Genomic DNA, 25,809 nt, shown 5'->3' with positions numbered 1-25,809 from the left:
CCGTGATGGAGCCAAAGCAGCCCGCCTCAATGAGGGCGGTGATGGCGGGGGTGGTAATGTTGTAGGGCAGATTGGCGCAGGCGATGGGGGAGAGCCCGGCCAGCTTTTCCGAGACCAGGGCGGGCAGGTCAGTTTTCAGCACGTCGCCGGGGAAGATCTCCGCGTTGGGATGGTCGGAGAGAGTCTCGGCCAGAATGGGCAGCAGGGAGCGGTCCAGCTCAATAGAGACCACCTTGTCCGCCCGCAGGGACAGCTCCCGGGTGAGGGGGCCGATGCCGGGGCCAACCTCCACTACGCCCACGCCGGGAGCGGCACCGGAGGCGTCGGCGATGTCACGGGGGACCCAGTCCTCGATGAGGAAGTTCTGGCCCATGGATTTGGAGAACCGGAAGCCGTGGCGGGAGAGCAGGGCTTTGATGTCGTTGATATTGCAAAGGTCCATAAGACACCTCGAATGACTAGATTTTCCTCTTTATCATACTAAGAAAGGGGGCAGGCCGTCAAGGGCAGGAAAAGTTTCCCTTGCCTTTTCCCAGTGGATGGAATACACTAGCCACGGCAGAGTAGAAGCACACGTGCTGGATCTGGCGCCTTAGTGTCGGCGGGACGGGGAGTTGTCCGCCGGACGAACAGTCCGCCTTTGGGCGGGCGGCAGTGTGTGTTTCGCATCCCGCTGCCGCAAAGATGGGGCGAAAAAATATGAATTCCTCCCTCTGTGCGGCATTCCCGAACCCGGGCTGCCAAAACAGACAGGAGGTTTTTTTATGTCCCAGACCCGCATCCCCATGAATTTGTACCGCACTCCCTTTACTCCCGCCTACTGGCGGGAGGCCAACGCCTGCGCCAAGGCCCTGAAGCTGCTGATGTTCGCAGCCCTGATGGTGGCCATGACCCGGGCGCTGTCCCTCATTCCCGGCATTCCCATTGCCCATACCGAGCTCACCTGGGGCTTTCTGGCCCGGGGTCTGTGTGCCCTGGTGTGCGGTCCCACGCTGGGATTGATCTTTGCCTTTGTAGAGGATATCCTGGGTTTCATTCTCCAGCCCACCGGGGACTTTTTCCCTGGCTACACCCTGTCCACCATGGCGGGGGTTCTGGTGTATGCCCTGTGTTTCTACCGGGCGAAGATCACTGTGTGGCGGCTGGTGCTGGCCAACGTGCTGGTCAATCTGCTGGTCAATGCCGCCATGGGCAGCGTGTGGACCGTGATGATGCGCGGGGGTGTATATTGGGCCTGGTTTGTACCGAGCCTGATCAAAAATTTGGTGACCATCATCCCCAAGGCAGCGGTGCTGTATGTGCTGTTCCAGGCGCTTCTGCCCATTCTGCAGCGGATGAACCTGATTCCCAAGCAGGTGGACGGAGCCATCAAGGTATTTTGATTTTTCTTCCGCGGGGAGCCGATTTCGGCTCCCCGCTTGCTGTGGCAGGACCAAATTCGACCCGCTTCGACATCTTCTCTTGTATCCAGCCGGAAATTCTTTTATAATGGAGGGCAGAATGAGAGAAGGAGGGACGGGCGGTGAGCATGCTGGCCATTCTCTCCTTTTCCTTTGCCGCAGCGGTGTTGTGTGCCAATGTTTTGCCCTTGGAGGGAGTTCTGCTCCCTCTGGGGTGCGCTTTTGTGTTGGCCTTTGCAGTTACGTTTCTGCCCCGTCTGAGACAAATGCCCCGAAACCGGAAGGCACGGTACGCCGCCTTCGGACTGGCCTTGGGATGCCTGTGGACGGCCGGGTATAGCCAGGTGTTCTGGGCTCCCGCTCAGGCTCTGGATGAGAAAACGGTGCGCCTTACGGCAACCGTATCCCAGTGGCCCCAGGAAACCGACTACGGCGGCGTTTCGGTTTTAGCCCGGGCGGATACAGAAGGGTGGGTCACCGTGCCCATCCTCCTCTATGTGGATGAACAGGGCTCCGACCTGCGGCCCGGTGACCGCATCGAGACTGTGGTACACTGCACGCTGGCCGACCATGCCTCGTCCGGGGAGGAGATCACCTACTACACCGCCAAAGGTATCTTCCTGACCGGGCAGGCCTACGGCTGTCTGGAAGTGGAACAACCGGACCGCATCCCGCTGCGGGATCGGCCCGCCTACTGGTCCCAGGCGCTGAAGGAGAGCATCGCCCAAACCTTTCCCGGCGATGTGTCCGGGCTGGTACAGGCCCTGGTGACGGGCAACCGGGACAGTCTCAGTGACCCCTTTACTACTTCCCTCCAGCGCACAGGCCTGAGCCACACCGTGGCGGTGTCTGGCATGCACCTGGCCTTTCTGGCCGGGCTTCTTTCCATGCTGCTGGGAAAATGGCGGCGGCTGGCCTCTCTGGTCACCATTCCGGTGACCTTGCTTTTCACCCTCACCGCCGGGTGTACCCCTTCCGTGGTGCGGGCGGCGGTGATGATCCTGCTGCTGCATATCGGTCCGCTGTTCTATCGGGAGCGGGACGAGTTTACCTCCCTGGGCAGCGCTCTTTTGCTGCTGCTTTTATATAATCCCTTCTCCGCGGCACACATCGGGCTTCAGCTCTCCTTTGCGGCAGTGGCGGGTATCTTCCTGTGTGCACAGCCCCTTCAGCGGGCTCTGATGACCCGCATTCCCTTCCGTCCGGCCAAGCGGTGGACCTTCTGGTGGATCATCCAGCTGGTGCCCAAATTTGTCGTGTCCACCTTCTGTGCCACCCTGGGGGCATCAGTGTTTACGGTGCCTCTGTCGGCCATCTACTTCCAGTCTGTCTCCCTCATCGCGCCCCTGTCCAACCTGCTGACTCTGTGGGCGGTGGGTATCCTGTTTGGCGCAGGGGTGCTGATCGGCACGCTAGGCGTGTTTATTCCAGAACTGGCCGCTCTGCTTGCCTTGCCCTTTGCGCCCCTGGGGCGCTACCTCAACTGGGTCGTGGACGGCCTGTCCAATCTTACCTTCTCTGCCGTCACCACCAACAGCGTCTATTACCGCGCCTGGCTGGTGCTGGTGTACCTCATTTTGATCCTGATTCCCATCCTGCCGGGCAAGAAACGGTGGATCATACCCACCTGCTGCGGTGTGGCCACCCTGTGCCTGGCCATGCTCTTTAACGCGTGGAGCTTCTGGTGGGGGAGCGGGGCAGTTACCGTGTTGAACGTAGGCCAGGGGCAGAGCGTGCTGGTGCGCAGCGGAGGCTTTTTGTGCCTGGTGGACTGCGGCGGGGACAGCTATGACAACGCCGGAGATATTGCTGCCGACTTCCTGGGAGACTACGGGGTAGGGCGGCTGGACCTGTTGGTGCTCACCCACTTCCACGCGGACCACGCCAACGGGGTAACGGAACTGTTGAAACGGGTGCAAGTAGATACCCTTGCCATCCCACCTGCCACCGGGGAGGAGGAACCCCTGCGGGATGAAATTTTGTCGGTTGCGGAGGCGCGGGATGTGGAGGTCCTGGAGGTGGAAGAGGACACCCTCCTTACCCTGGACGAGGATCGAACCATTCAGCTCTATGCGCCCCTGGGCGCGGGAGAGACCAACGAGGCAGGGCTGACCTGTCTCATTTCCACAGGAGATTTTGATACCCTCATCACCGGGGACATGGGCGCCGATGTGGAGCAGCAGCTTCTGACCCACACCGACTTGCCCGACCTGGAGGTGCTGGTGGCGGGCCACCACGGCTCCAAATCCTCCACCGCGGAGCAGCTGCTAGCGGCCACCGCCCCGGATTACGCGTTCCTCTCGGTGGGAGAGCACAATACCTACGGTCATCCCGCCCAGGAGACGCTGGAACGCCTGGCAGCGGCAGGCTGCCGCATCTACCGCACCGACCTGCAGGGAAATATTACCTTGCGCATGGGAGCAGCGGTGGAGACCGAACGATCAGATTCACAATAAGGAGGCGCGGGTTATGCCCCCAAAAGCAAAGGCCGATACGGCCGGATATCAGAAATTGAAAAAGGACCTGTCGGCGGGCACGCCGGGGCAGCTCTATCTTCTCCACGGGGAGGAGACCTACTTGAGGGACTACTACCTGGGGAGGCTCCGGGAGAAGGTGCTGGCCGGAGGGCTGGAGGAGTTCAACTTCCACCCCATCGCCGCCAAGGATATGTCTCCCCACGCCCTGGAAGAGGCCATCGACTGCCTGCCCATGATGGCGGAGCGCACCCTGGTGCAGGTCACCGATTTTGACCTCTTTAAGGCGGGGGAGAAAGACCGGGAGGCCTACGGCAAGCTGCTCAGCCAGCTGCCCGACTACGTGTGTCTCGTCTTTGTGTTTGATTTGGTGCCCTTCAAAATGGATGCCCGGACCAAATTTTCCGCCGTCATCAAGCAGGCGGGAACGGTGGTCAACTTTGTCCGCCAGGACCAGGGGGATCTGGTGGACTGGGTGCGGCGGCGGTTCCGGGCGCTGGGCAAGGATATCGACTCCAAGCTGGCCCTGGACCTTATTTTCCTGTGCGGTGACCTGATGACCAACCTTATCGGGGAGATCGAGAAGATCGGGGCCTATGCCAAGGGAGTTCACATCACCCGCCAGGACATCGACGCGGTGGCCACCCCTCAGTTGGACGCAGTGGTGTTCCGGATGACCGACGCCATCGGCGAAGGGAAGTTTGACCAAGCGGCCTCGGTGCTGGGAGAGCTCTATCAGATGCAGGAGCCGCCCATCAAGATCATGTGGTCCCTGGGGCGGCAGATGCGCCAGCTCTACTCCGCCCGTCTGGCCCTGGAACAGGGGAGAGGGCCGTCCTACGTGGCCGCCCTGTGGGGCATCAAGCCCTACCCGGCGGAAAAGCAGGTGAACAGCGCCCGGCGCTTCACCCTGGGCTGGTGCCGCAAGGCGGTGGTGCGGTGCGGCCAGGTGGACCTGGCCATGAAGTCCACCGGTCAGGACGGTCAGGAACTGCTCACCGGCCTGCTGTTGGAGCTGGCCACCCCTGCCTCGCCCAAGGCGGCACGGCGGTACTGAGGTGGCGGCTATGCACATAAAAATACAGGAGGCCATCGCCGTGGAGGGACGCTACGATAAGAATACCCTCTCCCAGGTGGTGGATACCCTCATCATTGAAACAAGGGGCTTTGGCATCTTCAAGGATCCGGAGCGGATGGCTTTGCTGCGCAAGGCGGCAGAAAAGCGCGGGCTCATTGTCCTCACCGACTCGGACGGAGCGGGCTTTGTCATCCGCAACCGGATCAAGGGGGAGATCCCGGCAAAATACCTCAAGCATGCTTATATCCCCGACGTCTACGGCAAGGAGCGCCGCAAGCGCAAGGCTGGCAAAGAGGGCAAGCTTGGGGTAGAGGGAATGCCCCCTCAGGTGCTGGAAGATGTGCTGCGCCGGGCGGGAGCCACCTTCCTGTCGGGAGACGGCCCGGAGAAGAGGGGCGCCGCCCTCACCAAGGGAGACCTGTTTGTGGCGGGACTGACCGGACGGCCGGACAGCGCCCAGCGGCGGCAGGCGCTGCTCAAGCAGTTCTCCCTGCCCGAGCACATGAGCGCCAACGCCCTGTTGGAGGTGCTCAACACCTGCTATACCGCCCAGGAGGCTCTGGACCTGCTGGGGCTGGAGGAAACATAACAAAAAACGCGGGACACAGAAGCGATCACTTCTGTGTCCCGCGTTTTTTACATCAGAGGGGCGAACACCCGCAGAATATTGCGGTAGAGCTGCACCAGGGGATTGAGCCGCCGGTGCTTGCGCAGAGAGATGCGCTCGCACACCTTCAGGGTCTCCTCAAAGTCGGCGCGGATGTCGTGGATGCAGGGGGCCTCGCACAGCCACACGCCGTCCTCGAAGTGGAGAAACAGGCTGCGGTAGTCCAGGTTGACCGTGCCCACCACGGCAAAGCGGTCATCCACCACAAAGTTTTTTGCGTGGATAAAGCCGGGGGTGTACTCGTAGATTTTTACTCCCGCCTTCAGCAGAGGGGGATAGTGGGCTCGGGTGACCTCAAAGACGTAGCGCTTGTCGGGAATGTGGGGGGTGATGATGCGCACATCCACACCCGATTTGGCGGCGTTGCAAAGGGCGGTGTTGGTGGCCACGTCGATGACCAGATAGGGAGTGGTGATATAGATATACTTCCGGGCCTTGGCGATCATGTTCAGATACACCGACTGGCCCACCGGCTCCTGGTCCAGGGGAGTGTCCGTGTAGGGCTGGACGTAGCCTGTCCAGGGCCGGGCAGGGGAGGGGGCGGGCCGGAAACGGTCAAATTCTTCCTCCCAGCCGCAGCAGTGGTCCCACATAGACAAGAACATTACCGCCATAGACCACACCGCGTCTCCCTCCAGCAGGATGACGCTGTCCTTCCAGTGGCCGAAGCGCTCATGCTGGTTGATATACTCGTCGGCCAGATTGATGCCTCCGGTAAAGCCCACCTGACCGTCAATGATCATCAGCTTGCGGTGGTCTCGGTTGTTGAGCCGCAGGGACATCACGGGGACAAAGCGGTTAAAGACCCTGCACTGGATACCCCGGGCGGCCATCTGCTCGTTGTAGTCCCGGGGCAGGGTGAACATGCAGCCCATGTCGTCGTAGATGAGGCGCACCTCCACCCCTTGGGCCGCCTTTTCCTCCAGAATGTCCAGAATGCTGTCCCAGAATTTTCCGGGCTGAATAATAAAGTACTCCAAGAAGATATAGTGCTTGGCCTTTTTCAACTCCTCCAGCATCCGGGGAAAGGCCAGATCGCCCAGGGCGAAATACTCGGTCTCTGTGTTGGTGTAGGCGGGGCAGCAGGCGTAGTTTTCCAGGTAGCGGGCCTGGCTGGCGGCGTCCTCTCCCAGAGGGAGCAGGTCGTCGGCCTTAAAGTCGGCCTTCAGGTTTTCCGCCGACTGCTCGGCGATGCGCTTCATGCGCCGGGTGATGCGTTTGGGGATGTGTCCGCCGCCCACCAGCAGATAGAAGATGCCGCCGAACACCGGGAAGGGGAGCACCAGCAGCAGCCAGGCGATCTTATAAGCTGGGTCGATGCTGCTGCCCAGAATCAGCATAGCGGCTACCACGCTCAGGGCGATGCAGCACCAATAAAACCCCTGGGTGTGGCCAGAGAAAAACATCACCATCACAATGAGAGAAACTACCTGGGCCAACAGGGACAGCCCTACCACCACCGAGCGGTGAAACAGGATATACAGCACTTTTTTCAAGGCCAGATCACCTCCGTTCCAGGGTAGGGCACGTCAGATCAGCCGGGTCAGGGAGCACTGGATCTCCCCGCCCTCGATGAGAATGGTGCCGTAGCTGCTGCGGCTGGTCCCCGGATTCATCACCCACAGGCCGTCCTCCAGCTGCTGGCAGTAGGCGCGGTGGGTGTGGCCGAAGAGGAGAATATCCGCCCCGGCCTTGCGGGCGTCGGCGATGGCCGCGTCGTAGCTCCCCTTGACCCGCCAGAGGTGGCCGTGGGAGAGAAGAATGGTTTTGCCCTGGAGCGTAATCAGCTTTTTCACGGGCTCGGTGGTCCAGCCGTCACAGTTACCGGGGACCATGCAGATGGGCAGGCGGGGATAAACATAGGTCAGCTCTTCCGCATCGGTGATGAGGTCGCCCAGGTGGATGACCTGGTCGGGCTGCTGCTCGTCGATGGCCTCGATCATGTCGCCGCGGGAGCGGTGGGAGTCGGAAAAAACAAGGATTTTCAAAGTTGTCACCTTACCTGTCGCGCCGCATATACTGAAACCGAAGTGAGAAAAGGAGGAATCGGGTATGCAGCGTCAAAATAAAAATCAAGAGTCGTTGCTCCGGGGCGAGAGCGGCGAGGCAATCCGCCGTCTGGCCGGCTCCGGAGACGCTCAGCAGCTGGTAGCCATGCTGCGCTCCAAAGGGGGCGTACAGCAGGCGGCTCAGGCCGCAGCCAAGGGGGATGCCAGTCAGCTGATGGAGATGATGAACCAGCTTATGAGCACCCCGGAGGGGGCTCGGCTGGTGGAACGGATCAGCCGCCAGGCCAAGGAGTCAGGGCTGACCTGAGAAACTGTGCGGGGAAGGGGGGAGCGATGTGGGCGAATTTGAGGAGAAACTGAACAGCATCCTGGGGGACCAGCAGGCCATGGGCCAGATCATGGCCCTGGCTCAGTCCCTGGGCAAGCAGTCTTCTTCGGATCAGGAGGAGAAGGATACGGCGCCCGAACCTGCCGAGGACGCGCCCCCCGACCTGTCCCAGCTCATGGGGAACTTAGATCCCAAAATGGTGCAGCTTGGCATGCGGCTCATGCGGGAGTACCAGCAGGACGACGGACAGAACACCGCCCTGCTCCAGGCTCTGCGCCCCTACCTGCGGGAGGAGCGGCGGGGGCGGCTGGACAAGGCGGTCCAGATCGCCAAAATGTCCCGCTTGCTCCGGGTGGCTTTGGGGTCGCTGGGAGGGAAGGGGGAGGACACACTTGTATAACCGTTATATCCCGGATGGGGCGGTTTATACCCGAGTGACCATGGATGACGACGAGCCCCGCCGTCCCAGAGAACCGGAGCGCCAAGAGAGACAGGAGCACCGGGAGCATCCGCGGTCTCAGGGGCGCTCCCGCCCCAGCACCCCCCCGCCCGTCCTGCCGGAGGGCGTTTCCAGCAGTTTGAAGAGCCTGGTTTCCTCTCTGGGATTGGAGAAGCTGGACAGCGGAGATCTGCTGTTGTTTCTCATCCTTCTGCTTCTGCTCAAAGAGGGAGATGACCTGGAGATGATCATTGCCCTGGGTCTCACCCTGCTTATGGGGCTGGGAGAGGGAGAGGAAAAATAAAGAAACAGGGACGGCCCTGGGCCGCCCCTGTATGGCTATTTAAGACTGTACTGTATGGAGCTCAGTCCCGTCGGGCAGCGCAAAGGAGGCGGTGGTGGGACAGGGGGTCTGTACCTGAGTGTAAGCGGTCATGCGGTAGACCAGCTGACCGTTCTGCTCCCGCTCGGCGCTGACCAGCAGACCGGTGTCGGTGCTGATCCAGTAGCGCTCCACCACCGTGTCCGAAACCTGGACCTGAAGGTAGACACAGGGCCACACATCCCGGCGCTCATAGCCGGTCTGGGTAATGGTATCCTTGTCCAGATCCAGCACGTCCTCATAGGTGGGGATGTGCTGGGTGAGGTCGGCGGAATACTCGTCGGCGGGGAAGGAGCGGTAGCTCTCCGAGCCCTCATACCAGTAGTAGGTGGTGTCTTCTCCGGTGAGATCATGGCGTACCGCTCCGGACGGGAGGATCTGCCGGGTGTGGGACCAGCCACCGTCCTGCCAAAATTGCACCGAGGTGCTGTGGGAGCCGTCGCTCCACAGAGTTTCCACGGTCAGCTCCCGGTAGTAGCTCTCCGGCCGAGAGAGGGAGGCTACAATGCTCTGCACCGTCTCCGGGGTGACGTCTACCTGCCAGAACTGGTCGTCCTGCCCCTGGACAGAGCTGTCGCTGCCATCCGATGTATCCTCGTTGAGCTGGGCCAGCGAGACGGAGGGGATGTTCACCAGAAACAGGCTGCGGCCAAAGCTGGCAAACATGGCTACCACAATGAGACAGGTGATGGCAATGGCGATCGCCAGCCGGTTTTTGGAGTCCAAGACCTCACCTCCTTACGTTTCTGTGGGATACGCTCAGCGTCCGGTGAAGGGATCGGGAGCCTCGCTGCGCAGGCCGAAGTGCCATTCGATAGCGTCGGCGATGCGGCGGCAGGCCTGACCGTCGCCGTAGGGGTTGACCGCGTGGGCCATGGCCTGGTAGGCCGCAGGGTTGGTGAGCAGCTCGCTGGCCATGGAGAAGATAACCTCCTCCTCCACGCCCGCCAGCTTGACGGTGCCCGCCTCTACCGCCTCAGGACGCTCGGTCTCTTTCCGCAGGACAAGCACCGGCTTGCCCAGGGCGGGAGCCTCCTCCTGAAGGCCGCCGGAGTCGGTCATCACCAGATGGCAGCGGGCCATGAGGTTGTGCATCTCGTCCACCGCCAGAGGAGCGATGAGGTGGATGCGGGGGTGGTTGTCCAGATACTTATGGGCGGCCTCCTGAACCACGGGGGAGAGGTGTACGGGGTAGACCAGCTCCACCTCGGGGAAGGCGTCGGCAATGCGGCGCAGGGCGGTCATGATGTTGGTCATGGGCTGGCCGTAGTTTTCCCGGCGGTGGCAGGTGACCAGGATCACCTTCCGGTTCTCATAATCCAGATTGTTGAGGATATCTTCTGCAAAGGTAAAGTCCTTTACAACGGTGGTCTGGAGGGCGTCAATGACGGTGTTGCCGGTGAGGAAGACCCCCTGGGTGATATTCTCACGCTGGAGGTTCTTCTGGTTGGCCACGGTGGGGCAGAAGTGCAGGTCGGCAATGGCGCCCACCATCTTCCGGTTCATCTCCTCGGGGAAGGGGGACCACTTGTCGTAGGTACGAAGGCCAGCCTCCACATGGCCCACGGGGATCTGGTGGTAGAAGGCCGCCAGAGCACCGGCGAAGGTAGTGGAGGTGTCGCCGTGGACCAGAACCAGGTCGGGCTTGGCCTCATTGAGCACATCGTCCATGCCGGTGAGGCACTTGGAGGTGATGGTGGACAGGGTCTGCCGGGGCTGCATGATGTTCAGGTCATAGTCGGGCTTCAGCTTAAAAATCTCCAGCACGCTGTCCAGCATCTCCCGGTGCTGGGCAGTGACGCAGCACAGGGCACGGATGCCCGGACGCTTTTGCAGCTCCAGGGCCAGAGGGGCCATTTTAATGGCCTCAGGCCGGGTGCCGAAGATGGTCATAACAGTGACAGGTTTCATTTGTCAGAACGCTCCTCTTCACCAAAAAAGTAATCATTGCCAGCCACGTCAGAAGGGGGCTGGTGCAGTTTGCGGGGACGAGCTCCGGTGCGGCCCTGGGAGGGGGAATCGGACTGGTTGCGTCCGTTGACCCGGTCTAGGTAGAGCTTGGCGGACACGCCGCCGGCGGCACACAGGGCCAGCAGGAACAGCATAGCCTTGAGCACGTTGGTGGTGGTGAGCACCACGGCGCTCAGGCCCAGAATGGCGCTGATGATATACAGGACCGCCACCGCCTGCTTCTGAGAAAAGCCCATGTCGATGAGCCGGTGGTGGATATGGCCGCGGTCGGGGGCCATGGGGCTCTGGCCGTGGGACACCCGGCGGAAGATGGCAAAGCAGGTGTCGAAGATGGGCAGGCCCAGCATGAGGAAGGGGACGGCAAAGGAGATAATTGCGTAGGACTTAAACAGTCCGTCGATGGAGACGGTAGCCAGAATAAAGCCCAGGAAGGTGGAGCCGGTGTCCCCCATGAAGATCTTTGCGGGGTTGAGATTGTAGGGCAAAAAGCCGATGCAGGCGCCCGCCAGGGCGGCCATGAGCAGAGCGGTGTCAGGCTCGGCCACGGTGAGGGCGATGACCAGCATGGTCATGGAGCTGATGGTGGACACGCCGCAGGCCAGGCCGTCCAGGCCGTCAATGAGGTTGACCGCGTTGGTGATGCCCACGATCCACAGCACGGAAATGGGGATGGACCAGATGCCCAGAACCCAGTAGGGTTCACTGCTGAAAATGTTGGGGTTGGAGAGAATGTCGATCTGGTTGCCCATGAGGACAGCTACCAGAGCGGCAGCGATCTGGACGAAGAACTTAGGCAGGGCGGGCAGAGCGTAAATGTCGTCAAAGATACCCAGGATCACAATGATGACGCCGCCCAGCAGCATGCCGCGCACCGGGGTAGACAGAGGGACAAAAATCAGGGCGCTGAGGATAAAGCTAAAGAAGATGGCCAGACCGCCCATGCGGGGGATGGGGTGGTTGTGCATGCGGCGGTTATCCTTGGGCACATCCACCGCACCAATCTTAAAGGCCAGGGAGCGTACTACCGGGGTGGCAATGAACGCTACAATGGCAGCTACCAGCAGGGCTGCCGCCACCGCCCCTAGAACAGAGACTTGAACAGGCATGAGAAATTACCTCATTTTAGATTGATTTCCGGTTGATTTTCAAAAGAAAACGTGCGGGATAGAGTATCATCCCGTCAATTTTCTGCATAAATTCAGGCAAGCGCAGAAGGGAAGCGAAGCTTCCCACAAAGTCCTTTTGCCTACTTTTCTTTCAAGAAAAGTAGGTTAGCGGGCGACGAAGCCCACCTTCTTATAGACCTTGCGCAGGGTCTTGTTGGCCACATAGGAGGCCTTCTCTGCGCCGGCCTTGTAGACGCTCTCCAGATAGGCCTTATCCTTCAGGATGCGTTCGGTCTCCTCCCGGATGGGACGCAGGCACTCGATGACCGCCTCGCCCACAGCGGGCTTGAAGGCGCCGTAGCCCTGGCCGTCAAACTCGGCCTCGATCTCCTCCATGCTCTTGCCGGTAACGGCCGCATAGATGCTCATCAGGTTGGACACGCCGGGCTTGTTCTCCGGATCAAAGCGGACGCAGCGCTCGGTGTCGCTGTCGGTGATGGCCCGCTTGAACTTGCGCTGGATGTCCTCCGGCTTCTCCATGAGGAAGACGCAACCCTCAGGAATGGACTTGCTCATTTTGTTGTCGGGGGCGTTAAGGGACATGATGCGGGCGCCGGTCTTGGGAATGTAGGGCTCGGGCACCTTAAATACATCGCCGTAGATGTTGTTGAAGCGCTGGGCCACATTGCGGGTGAGCTCTACGTGCTGCTTCTGGTCGTTGCCCACGGGAACGAAGTCGGGCTGGTAGAGCAGGATGTCAGCGGCCATGAGGGCGGGGTAGGTGAAGAGACCGCCGTTGATGTTGTCGGCGTGCTTGGCCGACTTGTCCTTAAACTGGGTCATGCGGCTGAGCTCACCGAACATGGTGTAGCAGTTGAGCACCCAGCCCAGCTCGGCGTGAGCGGGAATGTGGGACTGGATGAACAGGGTGTTCTTCTCCGGATCCAGGCCGCAGGCAATGTACTGGGCCAGCTGGGTGAGAGTGCGCCGGCGCAGGTCAGCGGGGGTCTGCCGCACCGTGATGGTGTGCATATCGGCCATAAAATAATAGCAGTCAAACTCTTCGGCCCGGGCGCCCCAGTTTTTGATGGCGCCCAGGTAGTTGCCCAGATGCAGATCGCCGCTGGGCTGAATGCCCGAGAGCATAACTTTCTTTTTGGTTTCTTCCATAATAAAACACAACCTTTTCAGGGAAATCCCTATATGCAGAATGATACCAATACAGCATAGCACATTTTTCCCCGCGTGGCAATCGTACCGGGCGGAATTTCATGGTTTCGTTACATTTCCGGCGTAAGAGGGGAAAGGAGGGCGGGAAGGGTTGTCAAATGGGGAAAAATCGGCTATAATTGCCTGCAAGAAATCAGGCGGCCCAGCCGCTTACGGAGGGAACAGTATGGCTTTGGATCATAAGTATTTTGAGGAGATGGAGGCCAAAATCCCCAAGGGGAAGGTCCGTACCCGTTTTGCCCCCTCTCCCACGGGCTATATGCACATCGGCAATCTGCGTACCGCCCTGTACACCTGGCTCATCGCCCGCAATGCCGGAGGCACCTTTATCCTGCGCATTGAGGACACCGACCAGACCCGCCAGGTAGAGGGCGCTACCGAGCTCATCTACAAGACTCTGACCGAGTGCCACCTGGACCACGACGAAGGTCCCGATGTGGGCGGCCCTGTGGCTCCCTATGTCCAGACCGAGCGCCGGGACACCTATGGCAAGTATGCCCAGCTGCTGGTGGAGAAGGGCCACGCCTACTACTGCTTCTGCGAGAAGACGGAAAGCGAGGAGGACTCCGGCGAGTTTGACCGTGGCGAGGATCCCTGCCGCTCTCTGAGCCTGGAGGAGGCTCAGGCCCGGGTGGATGCGGGCGAGCCCTATGTCATCCGCCAGAAAATCCCCTACGAGGGCACCACCACCTTCCACGACGCTATCTTCGGCGACATCACCGTGGAGAACAAGACCCTGGACGACCAGGTGCTCATCAAGCGGGACGGCCTGCCCACCTATAACTTTGCCAACGTCATCGATGACCACCTGATGGGTATTACCCACGTGGTCCGCGGCAGCGAGTATCTGTCCTCTGCCCCCAAGTATAACCTGCTCTACGAGGGCTTTGGCTGGGACATCCCCACCTATGTGCACTGCTCTCCCGTTATGCGGGATGCCCAGCACAAGATGTCCAAGCGCCACGGCGACCCATCCTATGAGGATCTGAAGAACCAGGGCTTCCTCACCGATGCCATTTTGAACTACGTGGCTCTGCTGGGTTGGTCTCCCCGGGGCGAGCTGGCCGAGCAGGAGGTCTTCTCCCTGGAGGAGCTGGCCAAGGCCTTCGACCTGGAGGGTATGTCCAAGTCCCCCGCCATCTTCGACATTGAGAAGCTCACCCACTTCAACGCCATGTACCTGCGGGCCATGTCCCCCGAGGACTTTGCCAAGGTGGCCGAGCCCTATATCCGCCAGAGCGTGAAGAATGAGGCCATGTCGGTCTCCGACATTGCCGCCCTGCTCCAGGCCCGGTGCGAGCGGCTCACCGACATCCCTGAGAAGGTGGACTTCTTCGACCAGCTGCCTGAGTACAGCGTGGACCTGTTCACCAACAAGAAGTCCAAGTGCAACCCCGAGGTTGCCAAGGACATGCTTTCCGCCGCCATCGGTATGCTCTCCAACCTGCCCGCCTGGAACCAGGCCATGATCCACGAGTCCCTGGTGGGCCTTGCCGAGGGTATGGGCGTGAAGAACGCCACCCTGATGTGGCCGGTGCGTATCGCTGCCGCCGGTAAGGCGGTCACCCCTGGCGGAGCCGTGGAGATCTGCTGTATCTTGGGCCGGGGGGAGACGGTGCGCCGCCTCAAGATCGGTTTGGAGAAATTGGGATAATATCCACTGCATGTTGGGAGAGCCCCGGCTTTTGCCGGGGCTTTTCCTTTTGTCCGGACTATGCTACAATACCAGCGATATTATGGATGTGAGGAAAGGAGGACAGGCCCATGCTGAAGCTGATCTTAGGCCGGGCGGGCGGCGGCAAGACCACCACGGTGCTGAAGCGCCTGTGCCAGGCGGGCCAGGAGCGGCGGCAGGTGCTGATGGTCCCGGAGCAGCAGTCCCACCAGGCCGAGCGTGCCCTTTGTAAGGCTGGGGGAGACGAGGTGTCCCTGTATGCCGAGGTGCTGTCCTTCAGTCGCCTTGCCAACCGGGTGTTCCTGGCCGCGGGAGGCGTGGGAGAACCGGAGCTGGACAGCGGCGGGCGGCTGCTGCTGATGTACCAGGCGGTGAAGGCGGTGTCCCAGGAGCTGACCGTGTACGCCCGGCCCTCCCGCCGTCCCGCCTTTCTGGAAAACCTGCTGGCCACAGTGGACGAGCTGAAAAGCTGCTGTGTCCAGCCTCAGCTGCTCCTCCAGGCGGGGGAGGAGGTGGAGGGACCCGAGGGGGACAAGCTGCGGGACCTGGGACTCATCTGCGGGGCCTACCAGGCCCTCACTGCCCGCACCGCACTGGACCCACGGGACCGGCTGACCCGCACGGCGGAGAAGCTCTCTGCCTGCCCCTGGGCCCAGGATATGGACCTGTGGCTGGACGGGTTTACCGATTTCACTCCCCAGCAGGGGGAGGTGCTTGCACAGCTCATGGCTCAGGCCCACCAAATCATCGTTACCCTCACCTGCGACCACTTGGAGGAGGACGAGGGGGGCACGGGAATCTTTTCTCCTGCCCGGCGCACTGCTGCCATGCTGGTACGGTTGGCTAAGGAACGGGGGATTTCCTGTGAAGTAGAAAACCTTTCTAGCAACTGTTTTTCCAGAGTTTCTGCGCTCAACAAGGTGGAACAGGAGCTGTTCGGCCCTCAGCAAGAACCCGCCTCCTGCGAAGGGGCGGTGGAACTCCACCGTGCCCTCACCCCGCGCTCCGAGGTGGAGTGGGCGGCCTCCCGCATCCGCACCCTGGTGCGGGAGGAGGGGCTGCGCTACCGGGACATTGAGGTAACGGCCCGGGATTTTGGGACCTATCAACCCCTCATCGAGTCGGTGTTTCCACGGTATCAGGTACCCGTGTTCGCCTCGGCCATGACGGACATTCTGGAAAAGCCTATCCTCACCCTGGTGACGGCGGCCCTGGAGACAGTGGCAGGGGGCTACCGCTACGACGATGTGTTCCGCTATCTGAAAACCGGCCTCACCGATCTTCCCGAGGAGGACCGGGATTTATTGGAAAACTACGTCCTCAAATGGAACCTGCGGGGGAGTCGCTGGACCCAGACAAAGCCCTGGAATATGCACCCCCGGGGCTATGGCTTCCCCATGACAGAGGAGGACAAGACCCTGCTGGAGCGGCTGGACCGTGCCCGCCGCCAAGTGGCTGAACCTCTGGAATTGCTGCGGAAGAATACCAATAAAACCGGAGAGGGACAAGCCATAGCCCTTTACGGTTTTTTGGAGAACATCGGCCTTCCGGAGCGGCTGGAGGAGCAGGTAGCCGCCCTGCGGCAGCGGGAGCAGCCCGCTCTGGCCGAGGAGTACCGCCAGCTGTGGGAGATCGTCTGCGGCGGCCTGGAGCAGTGCGCCCAGCTGCTGGGGGAGACCCCCATGGAGCTGGAGGAGTTTGCCGCCCTGTTCCGCCTGGTGCTGTCCCAGTACGACGTGGGCACTATCCCCGTTTCCCTGGACCGGGTGACCGCGGGGGAAACCACCCGCCAGACCGGCCAGCACGGCAAGGTGCTATTTCTGCTGGGGGCGGACGATGCCTCCATCCCTCAGGTGTCCACCCCGGCGGGGCTGCTGTCTGACGACGACCGATCCCTGCTGGCATCCTACGGCCTGGAGCTCAATCAGACCGCCCGGGACCTTCTTTACCGTGAGATGACCACCGTCTACCTCACCTGCGCCCGGCCCACCCAGAAGCTCATCGTCTCCTGGCCGGGTCAAAGCGGCGCGGGGGAGGAGCGCCGCCCCTGCTTCCTGGTGGAGCGGCTGCGGCTGCTGTTCTCCGACCTCACTGTGGAGCGGGAGGAGGACCTGTATGGCCGATTCCGCCTCCAGGCTCCCCTGCCTGCCCTGGAGCAGGCGGGCCGCAGCCAGAGCGCCCACGACGCCCTGCTGGCCCTGCCGGAGTACGCCCCCATGGTGGAACGACTGGATCGGGCCGCCCGGTGGGAGCGCGGCCGCCTGTCCCGTCCTGCGGTGGAGCGGCTCTACGGCCACCGGGTGCCCATGTCGGCCTCCCGGATGGACAAGTACAAATCCTGCCACTTCTCCTACTTCATGCGCTACGGCCTCCAGGCAGAACCCCGCAAGCCTGCCGGCTTTACAGCACCGGAGTACGGAACCTTTGTCCACTATGTGCTGGAGCACGTCCTCAAAGACGATGCCTTCCAGCAGACCACCCTGCCCGGCTGGGAGGACGAACAGGACCAGGAGCGCCGGGACCGAGTGGCCGAGCTCACCCGGCAGGCGGTGGAGCAGTACGTCCGGGAGGAGCTGGGCGGCCTGGAGCAGCAGAGCGAGCGTTTCCAGTATCTGTTCCGCCGACTGCTGCGCTCTGTCCAGGCCGTGGTAGACAACGTGACCCAGGAGATCTGGGCCTCCAAGTTCCGGCCCATTTCCTTTGAGCTGGGCTTTGGCAACGGTAAGGATCTGCCCCCGGTGGAGCTCACTGTGGGGGATGTGACGTTGAGCATCACCGGCTTTGTGGACCGGGTGGACGGCTGGGAGAAGGACGGACGGCTCTACCTGCGGGTGGTAGACTACAAAACAGGGCGCAAGTCTTTTGACTTGACAGAGGTTTGGAACGGACTGGGCCTTCAGATGCTTCTCTACCTCTTCACCCTGGAGGACCGTGGAGAGAAATTCTATGGAAAACCAGTGGAGGGCGCGGGGGTCCTGTACCTCCCCGCCCGGGATGCCATCATCAAGGGCAGCCGCTCCATGTCCGACGATGCCTGGCGCAAGCAGCTGGACAAGGAGCTCACCCGCAGCGGCCTGGTGCTCAGCGACCCGGCCGTGCTGGACGCCATGGAGGAGCCGGGGGAGAAGGGCTACCGCTTTTTGCCCCTGAAGGTGTCCAAGAGCACCGGGGAGATTTCCGGCGAAGCCCTGGCCACTGCGGAGCAGCTGGGCAAGCTGGGCGGCCACATCCAGAAGGTGCTGGAGGAGATTTGCGAGGAGATCGCCCAGGGCAATATTGCTGCTGATCCCTTCTGGCGTGGTCCGGAGAAAAACGCCTGCCGCTACTGCGACTACGCCCAGGCCTGCCACTTTGAGGAGGGCCGGGGCGGCGACGGCAAGCGGTGGCTGGCCAGTGTAAAGAGTCGGGAGTTTTGGGAGAACGTGGCTCGGGAGGAAAACTGACTCGGGAAACGGATATTTTGGAAAGAAGGCGCTTAATTATGTGGGCGGTATTCGCTCTGCTGTCGGCGGTATTTGCCGCGCTGACCTCGATTTTGGCTAAGCTGGGAATGGGGGAACTCAACTCCAACCTAGCCACCGCCATTCGTACGGTGGTGGTGCTCATCATGGCATGGGCTATCGTATTTATGACCGGAAAACATCATGAGATGGGAGATATCACCGCCCGAAGCTGGCTGTTTTTGGTGTTGTCCGGAGTGACCACCGGGCTGTCCTGGCTGTGCTACTACCGGGCGCTCCAGCTGGGACCGGCCAGCAAGGTGGTGCCCATTGACAAGTTCAGCGTGGTCATTTCCATGGTGCTGGCCTTTGTGGTGCTGAAAGAGGTCGTGGACGTGAAGACGGTGGTGGGCGGCCTGCTCATTACTGTGGGCACCTTTGTATTGATTTTGTGAGTTTGAAAGAAGGAGGCGTGCCGCCATGGCCTTTCCCTTGACCGAAGAACAACGGAAGATCGTAGACGACCGGGGCGGGGAGCTGCTGGTGTCGGCAGCGGCTGGGTCGGGTAAGACCCGGGTGCTGGTGGAGCGGCTGCTGGACCGGGTGACCGGCGAAGGGCTGGACATCACCCAGTTTTTGGTCATCACCTACACCAAGGCGGCCGCGGCGGAGCTGCGGGGCCGCATCGCCCAGGAGCTGTCCCAGCGTCTGGCCCAGAACCCCAACGACCGCCATCTCCGCCGACAGACCACTCTGGTCTATCAGGCCCAGATCTCCACCATCCACGCCTTCTGTGCCGCCCTGCTGCGGGAGAGCGGCCACCTGCTGGACTTAGACCCCGACTTCCGCCTGTGTGACGAGGGGGAGGGGGCGGTGATGACCCAGCAGGTCCTCCTGGACGTGCTGGAGGAGCAGTATGAGAACCTCCAGGAGGGAGACGACTTTTCCCTGCTGGTGGATACCCTGGCAGCGGGCCGGGACGACAGCCGTCTGGAGCAGATCGTGCTGGATGTGTTTGGCCGCATCCAGAGCCACCCCGATCCGGCTCAGTGGCTATTGGAGCAGAAAGCGGTTTGGGCGCTGGAGGACATCACCGACGCAGGACAGACCCCCTGGGGGGATCTGCTGCTGGAGGACGCCGCCCGGCAGGGCTGGGAGGCAGAAAAGCGGCTGGAGCGGGCGCTTGCCCTGTGCGCCCAGGATGAGCTGCTGCAAATGAACTACGCCCCCTCCATCCAGACCTCTCTGGAGGCCGTTCAGGCCTTCTGTGAGGCGGCAGAGGGCTCCCACTGGGATCAAACCTGTGCCTGTCTGCCTGTGCCCTTTCCAGCGGTGGGACGCAAGCGGAAACGCAGCGAAGAGCTCAGTCCCCTGGAGGAGAGCCGGGCGGCAGCAGTGACCCAGCAGGTGAAGAACCTGCGGGATACGGCCAAGGACCTGCTTGCCAAGGCGGCCGAGCGCTTTGACGGGGACAGTGCCCAGGTGCTCTCCGATTTGCGGGAGGCCGCTCCGGCAGTGCGGGGCCTTATGGACCTGGTGCTCCGCTTCCAAGAGGCCTATCAGGCCGAGAAAGCCCGGCGTGGGGTGTTGGACTTTTCTGATCTGGAGCACTTCGCGGTAAAACTTCTGGTGGAGCCCTCGGGACAGCCCACCGCTCTGGCCAAAATGTGGGGCGCGCGCTTTGAGGAGGTGATGGTGGACGAGTACCAGGACACCAACCAGGTGCAGAACGCCATCTTTACCGCCATCTCCCGGGGTGGCCGCACTCTCTTTGAGGTGGGCGATGTGAAGCAGTCTATCTACCGCTTCCGACTGGCCGACCCCACCATCTTTCTGGACAAGTACCGCCGTTTTGTCCCTGGAGATGAGGCCAAGGAGGGGGAGTCCCGGAAGCGGGTACTGTCCCGGAATTTCCGCTCCCGAGCCCAGGTGCTGGAGGGCTGTAACGACCTGTTCCGGAACATCATGTCCACCCAGCTGGGCGAGCTGGACTACACCGACGACCAGGCCCTGGTGCCCGGAGCAGAGTTCCCGGAGAGTGGGGACTACGCCCTGGAGCTCAATGCCCTGGACCTCTCCTACCTGGGGGACCAGGAGGGAGAGAAGGAGGACAAGAACCGCCTGGAGGCCCGGTTTGTGGCCCGGCGCATCCGCGCCCTGCTGGAGGAGCCGCTGATGGTCAAGGAGGGAGACGGTGTGCGTCCCCTGCGGCCCAGTGACGTGATGATTTTGCTCCGCAGCCCCGGCGTGGTCCTCCACCACTACATCCGTGCCCTGGGGGAAGAGGGCATCCCCTGGAATGCCGAGGGGGGCGAGGATTTCTTTGCCACCACCGAGGTGAACGTGGCCCTGTCCATTTTGCAGATCGTGGACAACCCCCGGCAGGACGTGCCCCTCATTGCCGCCCTGCGCTCCCCGGTGTTCGGCTTTGACGCCGACCACCTGGCCCAGCTCCGTGCCGGGACCAAGGGGGACTTTTACTCTGCCCTGGTGCAAGCCGCCCAGGATGGGGACACGGCCAGCGAGGACTTTCTCCGGGAACTGGAGGAGTTGCGCTTTGGGGCGGGGGACCGCACCTGCCGCCAGCTCATCTGGCACATCTACGAAAAGACCAACATCCTGGGCCTCTTCGGGGCTATGCCGGGAGGGGAGGAGCGGCAGAACAACCTGCTCACCCTCTACGCCCTGGCCGGACAGATGGAGGACGGCGGCTGCCGTTCTCTGTTCCAGTTACTCCTGCGCATGGAACGGCTGCGGGACACGGGAGCCAAGCTCACCGCTGCCGGAGGGGGCGGCGATGGGGACGGAGTGTCCATCCTGTCCATCCACAAGTCCAAGGGTCTGGAGAAGCCAGCGGTGCTGGTGTGTGGCCTGTCCCGGCGGTTAAACCGGGAGGACCTGATGCGCCCGGTGCTCTTTCACCCGGTGCTGGGGGTAGGCCCCAAGGGGTTAGATCGAGCACGGATGGTGGAGTACCCCACTCTGGCCCGCCGGGCGGTGTCCCGGCAGTTGGAGCGGGAGATGATGTCCGAGGAGATGCGGCTGCTGTATGTGGCCATGACCCGGGCCAAGGAGAAGCTGATCCTCACCCTGGCCCTGACCGAGGGGGCCAAGGCCCTGGAGCGGCTGGCAGAGGATGCCGCCGCGCCGGTGTCTCCCGTGGCTCTGGAGCGGCAGCAGAGCGTGGGACAGTGGATCCTTCTCCATGCCCTCACCCGGCCGGAGGGGGAGATCCTACGCACCTTAGCGGGAGGCGGCACTGAGTGTACCGCGACCCTGGGGCCCAAATGGTCCATCCGCTGGATAGAGGGCCAGGGGCTGGAGGAGTCCAAGAGCCGGGCGGGCCGCTTTGTTCCCGTCTCCCGGGAGGAGGACGGGGAGGACCTGACTGCTGCCCTTACCTGGACCTATCCCTACGCCGCTGCGGTGCAGGCCCCATCCAAGCTCACCGCTACCCAGCTCAAGGGCCGGGTGCTGGACCAGGAGGCCGCCCAGGAGGCCCAAGGAGCGCCCCAGACCGCACCGGAGCCCATCCGCCGCCCGGACTTCATCGCCCGCCGTCAGGGCCTCACCGCCGCTCAGAAGGGCACTGCCCTCCATCTGGCCATGCAGTATCTGCCTCTGGAGGGGGACCACAGCCCGGAGGCCATCGCAGAGGCGGTGGCCGGGATGGTGCGGGACGGCTTCCTCACCTCCTTGCAGGGAGAGGCGGTAAAACCGGAGGTGCTCAGCGCTTTCTTTACCTCGCCGCTGGGCCGGGAGCTGGCTCAGGCAAAGGAGGTCCACCGGGAGTTTAAATTCTCCCTGCTCACCCCTGCCGGGGACTACCTGCCCGGTCTGGAGGGGGAGGAGGTCCTTCTCCAGGGCGTGGTGGACTGCTGGTTCGTGGATGAGCGGGGCATTACCGTGCTGGACTTCAAGAGCGACCGGATTTTGCCGGGGCAGGAGGAGGAACGGGCACAGTCCTACGCCCCCCAGCTCAGCGCTTACAGCCGGGCTCTGGAGCGGATCACCGGGCGGCCGGTCTGCCGCAAGATGCTGTGGTTTTTTGCCACCGGTACACCAGTAGAGCTGCCAAAAACAGAAAATTTGAAAAAATAAAATGGAAAACCTATTGCAATTTTAGAAAAGGTATGCTATGATACCAGTTGCATTTACAAACGATCCCTCCATGGAGAAAGAGGTGAAGATACAATGAAGGCAGGAATTCATCCCGACTATCAGCAGACCACCATTCGGTGCGCCTGCGGCAACGTGATCGAGACTGGTTCTACCAAGAAGGACATCCGTGTCGAAGTGTGCTCCAAGTGTCATCCTTTCTACACCGGTAAGCAGAAGGTGGTTGACACCGGCGGACGCGTCAGCCGCTTCAACAAGAAGTTTGGCCTGGACAAGAAGTAAGATTGCGCCTAAAAGAAGCCGCACCGAGCCCTCGGTGCGGCTTTTTGCATATTGCCCCGGGAATGGAACCGCCCGGCGGCCCGTATACTGTTTGGGAGGTATGTGCCATGAAGAAGATTGATCCGAAGGACGTAAGCCAGAACGTATTTTCTCTCATTGGGGACCAGTGGATGCTCATTACTGCCGGTACGGCGGAAAAATGCAACACTATGACCGCCTCCTGGGGCGGTTTGGGTGTGCTGTGGGGCGGTCCTGCCGCCACCTGTTACATCCGTCCTCAGCGCTACACCAAAGAGTTTGTGGACCGGGAGGAGTATTTTACCCTTTCCTTCTTTGACGAGAGCTACCGCCCTCAGCTGGCCCTGTGCGGCAGCAAGAGCGGCCGGGACGTGGATAAGGTGAAGGAGTGCGGCTTTACAGTGAAAACGGCGGAGTGCGGCGCCCCCTACTTTGAGGAGGCCAGTCTGGTGCTGGTGTGCCGCAAGCGCTTTGTCCAGCCCATGGATCCCCAGCTTATCCCCGACGACGTGAAGGAGCGCTGGTATCCCCAGAAGGACTACCACACCATGTATATTGGTGAGATCGTGGAGGCCCTGACCAAGTAAAAGGGCTTCGGAATTTTGGAGGTTGTATGACCGAAAACTTTACCAAAGACAAGCTGAACCGGGCGGTGCTGGTGGGCCTGAGCGCCCACAGTCTCACCCGGGAAGAGAACGCCACCGAGGAGTCCATGGAGGAGCTCAAGGACCTGCTGGAGACCGCCGGAGGCGAGAGTGTGGGCATGGTGCTCCAGCAGAAGGACAGCCCCGACCCCCGCACCTTCATCGGCCAGGGCAAGGTGGACGAGGTGCGCCAGCTGGTGCGCACCATGGGAGCGGACATGGTCATCTTTGACAACGCCCTGTCGCCTTCCCAGCAGCGGGTGCTGGGGGAGGAGCTGAAGGTGGGCGTGCTGGACCGCTCCGCCCTGATTCTGGATATCTTTGCCCAGCGTGCCCGCACCCGGGAGGGCCGTCTCCAGGTGGAGCTGGCCCAGTACAAATATCTGCTGCCCCGGCTGATCGGCATGTGGAGCCATCTGGAGCGCCAGGAGGGTGCCATCGGTACCCGCGGTCCTGGTGAGACCCAGCTGGAGACTGACCGGCGGCATATCCGCCGCAAGATCTCCAAGCTGGAGGAGGAGCTGCGGGATGTGCGCCGGGTCCGTGCCACCCAGCGCCAGCGCCGGGAGAAGAACGAGGTGCCGGTGGTGGCCATCGTGGGCTATACCAACGCGGGCAAATCCACCCTGCTCAATAAGCTCACCGGCTCGGAAATCCCCGCCAACAACCGGCTTTTCGATACCCTGGACACCACCACCCGCACCCTGGAGATTTCCGACACCTGCACCGTGCTCCTGAGCGACACGGTAGGCTTTATCCGCAAGCTGCCCCACCATCTGGTGGAGGCTTTCAAGGCTACCCTGGAGGAGCTATCCTTCGCCGACCTGCTGCTCCATGTGATCGACGCCTCCAACCCGGAGTGGCGGGAGCAGGCTCAGGTGGTAGACCAGCTCATTCTGGAGCTGGGGGCAGAGCAGACTCCCCGCATTGAAGTTTTTAACAAGTGCGATAAGTGGACCGGCGAAATTCGTCCCCACGGAGAGGACATCGTCTCCATCTCCGCCAAGACAGGGGAGGGGCTGGACAAGCTGTTGGAGGCCATCGGCAAGCGGCTGGACAGCGGCGCCAAGCGGGTGACCATCCACCTGCCCTACGATAAGGGCGGCATTTTAGACCAGCTCTATCAGGAGGCCAAGGTGGAGCAGGTGGAGTACGCCGAGACCATCGACGTGGTGGCGGTGTGTACCCCCAAGACCATCGGCCAGCTGGGTCCCCTGGTGGAGGGCTGGCAGCCCCACAAGGAGCCGTGGGAAGATTAAGCCGCAGCCATTTATCCCCCTCATGTTCGGAGAGAAACGGATAAGGAGACTGGGATCATGACGTTAACAACAAAACGGTTGACCCTTCGCCCCTTTGAAGAGCGCGACGCGGAGGACCTGTATGCCTATGCAAAGGACCCTCGGGTGGGGCCGGTGGCTGGTTGGCCTCCTCACGCCAGCTTGGAAGAGAGCCGAGAAATCATCCGCACCGTATTTTCTGCGCCCAATGTGTTTGCTGTGGTGGAGCGGGAGCACGGGGCGGTGATCGGGTCCGCCGGTTTTGTGGGCCGGCACCGGAAGGAGCTGCCTGGGCCGGATGAAGAACTAGGGTATGCCCTCCACCCGGACTTCTGGGGACGCGGCCTGATGACAGAAGCTGCCCGGGAGCTGATTCATTGGGGGTTTGAAGAGCTGGGACTGAGTACCATTTGGTGTAACCACTATGACGGAAATGAGCGTTCCCACCGTGTGATTGAAAAGTGCGGGTTTCAATACCAGTTTTCTCAGGAGGAGCAGGTAGAACTGCTGAATGAGTGCCGGTTGACGCATTTTTATGCCTTAAGCCGGGCGGACTGGGAAAACAGACGGGCGGTGATGTTATGACCGAATATTATATTCCCACCCAGGCCAGCGAGAGTGAGTTTGTGGAAAAGCGCTCCCGCTTCATCGGCCATGTCTGGCGGGTGGAAACGGAAGAAGAGGCACGCGCCCACATCGAGGAGATGAAAAAGCGCTACTACGACGCCCGGCATAACTGCTGGTGCTACATCATCAAGGATGGCCCGGTGCGCTACTCCGACGACGGAGAACCTCAGGGCACCGCCGGACAGCCCATGCTCAATGTCTTTCAGCGGGAGGGCGTGGTCAACGTGTGCTGTGTGGTCACCCGGTACTTTGGGGGCATCCTCCTGGGGGCCGGGGGACTGGTGCGGGCCTATACCCAGGGAGCCAAGGACGCCCTGGACGCGGCGGGTATCTCGGTGGTACGCCGCTGGGTAGCCATGGAGGTGCCCTGCACCTACGCCCAGTTTGAGAGCACCCGCCGGGAGGTGGAATCCTTCGGCGGCGTGGTGGAGCAGGTGGACTACGGAGCCGATGTGGTGCTGTCTGTCCTGCTTCCGGAGGAGCGGGCAGAGGAATTTTCTGCACGGATTTTGGACGTGTCCGCCGGGACTATTGAGGTGCTGGAGGCGGGCGAGCGATTTCAGGATGTGCCCTGGCGGGCGGCAAAGGAGGAGTGACCCATGGAAGCGGTAGAAAACGGCCTGGAGCGGCTTGTTGCCTGTGT

23 protein-coding genes and 1 riboswitch are annotated in these 25,809 nt (G+C 61.6%); of the genes, 16 read left to right on the top strand and 7 right to left on the bottom strand.

Annotated elements, in window-relative coordinates; all coding sequences use genetic code 11:
• Positions 1–442 (bottom strand): rRNA adenine N-6-methyltransferase family protein (locus tag ACLTXB_RS15200; RefSeq protein WP_428227579.1); only part of this gene is annotated, 442 nt, incomplete at its 3' end.
• Between the two features lie 115 nt (positions 443–557).
• Positions 558–678: riboswitch (THF riboswitch) on the top strand.
• A gap of 86 nt (positions 679–764) precedes the next feature.
• On the opposite strand from ACLTXB_RS15200, the gene ACLTXB_RS15195 reads away from it, so the two are divergent.
• The 4 genes from ACLTXB_RS15195 (at position 765) to ACLTXB_RS15180 (ending at position 5,541) form a co-directional block, all read left to right on the top strand.
• The gene (locus tag ACLTXB_RS15195; protein ID WP_428227578.1) at positions 765–1,382 is read left to right on the top strand and encodes a folate family ECF transporter S component; all 618 of its coding nucleotides are present in this window, start codon (positions 765–767) and stop codon (positions 1,380–1,382) included.
• Between the two features lie 146 nt (positions 1,383–1,528).
• Entirely contained in the window at positions 1,529–3,856 is a 2,328-nt protein-coding gene (locus ACLTXB_RS15190; protein ID WP_428227580.1) for a DNA internalization-related competence protein ComEC/Rec2, read from the top strand.
• Positions 3,857–3,869: 13 nt separating this feature from the next.
• Complete coding sequence (gene holA / locus ACLTXB_RS15185; protein ID WP_428227577.1) at positions 3,870–4,931, top strand: DNA polymerase III subunit delta; 1,062 nt, start codon at positions 3,870–3,872, stop codon at positions 4,929–4,931.
• Between the two features lie 10 nt (positions 4,932–4,941).
• The gene (locus tag ACLTXB_RS15180; RefSeq protein WP_428227576.1) at positions 4,942–5,541 is read left to right on the top strand and encodes a toprim domain-containing protein; all 600 of its coding nucleotides are present in this window, start codon (positions 4,942–4,944) and stop codon (positions 5,539–5,541) included.
• Between the two features lie 47 nt (positions 5,542–5,588).
• On the opposite strand, the gene cls is transcribed toward ACLTXB_RS15180, so the two are convergent.
• Together cls and ACLTXB_RS15170 are read right to left on the bottom strand one after the other, a co-directional pair.
• Positions 5,589–7,115: a cardiolipin synthase gene (cls, locus tag ACLTXB_RS15175; protein WP_020989697.1), complete on the bottom strand. Its 1,527-nt coding sequence runs from the start codon at positions 7,113–7,115 to the stop codon at positions 5,589–5,591.
• A gap of 33 nt (positions 7,116–7,148) precedes the next feature.
• Positions 7,149–7,607: a metallophosphoesterase family protein gene (locus ACLTXB_RS15170; RefSeq protein WP_020989696.1), complete on the bottom strand. Its 459-nt coding sequence runs from the start codon at positions 7,605–7,607 to the stop codon at positions 7,149–7,151.
• Positions 7,608–7,671: 64 nt separating this feature from the next.
• Here ACLTXB_RS15170 and ACLTXB_RS15165 point away from each other — a divergent pair, with 64 nt between their 5' ends.
• From ACLTXB_RS15165 to ACLTXB_RS15155, 3 genes are read left to right on the top strand one after another with little or no spacing between them, the layout of a single operon-like run.
• Positions 7,672–7,935 carry a hypothetical protein gene (locus tag ACLTXB_RS15165; RefSeq protein ID WP_110440396.1) on the top strand — a complete coding sequence of 88 codons (264 nt, stop codon included), beginning with the start codon at positions 7,672–7,674 and terminating at the stop codon, positions 7,933–7,935.
• A gap of 28 nt (positions 7,936–7,963) precedes the next feature.
• The gene (locus tag ACLTXB_RS15160) at positions 7,964–8,356 is read left to right on the top strand and encodes a hypothetical protein (RefSeq protein ID WP_110440397.1); all 393 of its coding nucleotides are present in this window, start codon (positions 7,964–7,966) and stop codon (positions 8,354–8,356) included.
• A complete protein-coding gene (locus ACLTXB_RS15155; protein ID WP_428227575.1) occupies positions 8,349–8,699 on the top strand; it encodes a hypothetical protein in 351 nt (116 codons plus the stop codon). The genes ACLTXB_RS15160 and ACLTXB_RS15155 overlap by 8 nt, the downstream gene beginning before the upstream one ends.
• Positions 8,700–8,738: 39 nt before the next feature.
• On the opposite strand, the gene ACLTXB_RS15150 is transcribed toward ACLTXB_RS15155, so the two are convergent.
• The 4 genes from ACLTXB_RS15150 to trpS all read right to left on the bottom strand — a co-directional run bounded on the left by ACLTXB_RS15150 (position 8,739) and on the right by trpS (position 13,024).
• Positions 8,739–9,503: a hypothetical protein gene (locus tag ACLTXB_RS15150; protein ID WP_428227574.1), complete on the bottom strand. Its 765-nt coding sequence runs from the start codon at positions 9,501–9,503 to the stop codon at positions 8,739–8,741.
• A gap of 33 nt (positions 9,504–9,536) precedes the next feature.
• Positions 9,537–10,688 (bottom strand): non-hydrolyzing UDP-N-acetylglucosamine 2-epimerase, encoded by a 1,152-nt coding sequence (wecB, locus tag ACLTXB_RS15145; protein WP_040649006.1) that lies wholly within the window; start codon positions 10,686–10,688, stop codon positions 9,537–9,539.
• A complete protein-coding gene (locus tag ACLTXB_RS15140) occupies positions 10,685–11,854 on the bottom strand; it encodes an MraY family glycosyltransferase (protein WP_428227573.1) in 1,170 nt (389 codons plus the stop codon). The genes wecB and ACLTXB_RS15140 overlap by 4 nt, the downstream gene beginning before the upstream one ends.
• Before the next feature lie 165 nt (positions 11,855–12,019).
• Positions 12,020–13,024, bottom strand: a complete 1,005-nt coding sequence (trpS, locus tag ACLTXB_RS15135; RefSeq protein WP_428227572.1) for a tryptophan--tRNA ligase — start codon at positions 13,022–13,024, stop codon at positions 12,020–12,022.
• A gap of 226 nt (positions 13,025–13,250) precedes the next feature.
• Between trpS and gltX the strand changes: the two genes are divergently transcribed.
• The 9 genes from gltX to ACLTXB_RS15090 all read left to right on the top strand — a co-directional run bounded on the left by gltX (position 13,251) and on the right by ACLTXB_RS15090 (position 25,762).
• The gene (gene gltX / locus ACLTXB_RS15130) at positions 13,251–14,738 is read left to right on the top strand and encodes a glutamate--tRNA ligase (protein ID WP_428227571.1); all 1,488 of its coding nucleotides are present in this window, start codon (positions 13,251–13,253) and stop codon (positions 14,736–14,738) included.
• A gap of 110 nt (positions 14,739–14,848) precedes the next feature.
• On the top strand, positions 14,849–18,202 hold the full coding sequence (locus tag ACLTXB_RS15125; protein WP_428227570.1) for a PD-(D/E)XK nuclease family protein: 3,354 nt from the start codon (positions 14,849–14,851) through the stop codon (positions 18,200–18,202).
• Between the two features lie 38 nt (positions 18,203–18,240).
• Entirely contained in the window at positions 18,241–18,654 is a 414-nt protein-coding gene (locus ACLTXB_RS15120; RefSeq protein WP_428227569.1) for an EamA family transporter, read from the top strand.
• 25 nt (positions 18,655–18,679) lie between these two features.
• A complete protein-coding gene (gene addA, locus ACLTXB_RS15115) occupies positions 18,680–22,300 on the top strand; it encodes a helicase-exonuclease AddAB subunit AddA (RefSeq protein ID WP_428227568.1) in 3,621 nt (1,206 codons plus the stop codon).
• Between the two features lie 93 nt (positions 22,301–22,393).
• The gene (rpmE, locus tag ACLTXB_RS15110) at positions 22,394–22,600 is read left to right on the top strand and encodes a 50S ribosomal protein L31 (protein WP_008980959.1); all 207 of its coding nucleotides are present in this window, start codon (positions 22,394–22,396) and stop codon (positions 22,598–22,600) included.
• A 107-nt stretch (positions 22,601–22,707) separates the two neighbouring features.
• Positions 22,708–23,205, top strand: coding sequence for a flavin reductase family protein (locus tag ACLTXB_RS15105; RefSeq protein WP_110440405.1), 498 nt, complete (start codon positions 22,708–22,710; stop codon positions 23,203–23,205).
• A 26-nt stretch (positions 23,206–23,231) separates the two neighbouring features.
• Positions 23,232–24,521, top strand: coding sequence for a GTPase HflX (hflX, locus tag ACLTXB_RS15100; RefSeq protein ID WP_110440406.1), 1,290 nt, complete (start codon positions 23,232–23,234; stop codon positions 24,519–24,521).
• A 57-nt stretch (positions 24,522–24,578) separates the two neighbouring features.
• The gene (locus ACLTXB_RS15095; RefSeq protein ID WP_428227567.1) at positions 24,579–25,124 is read left to right on the top strand and encodes a GNAT family N-acetyltransferase; all 546 of its coding nucleotides are present in this window, start codon (positions 24,579–24,581) and stop codon (positions 25,122–25,124) included.
• Positions 25,121–25,762, top strand: coding sequence for a YigZ family protein (locus ACLTXB_RS15090; protein WP_428227566.1), 642 nt, complete (start codon positions 25,121–25,123; stop codon positions 25,760–25,762). Before ACLTXB_RS15095 ends, ACLTXB_RS15090 begins: the two co-directional genes overlap by 4 nt.
• The last annotated feature ends 47 nt before the right edge of the window (positions 25,763–25,809 follow it).

This window comes from Flintibacter sp. (genome assembly GCF_046973065.1).
The sequence above is the reverse complement of the archived record's forward strand: the minus strand, read 5'-3'. Positions and strand labels throughout refer to the sequence as shown.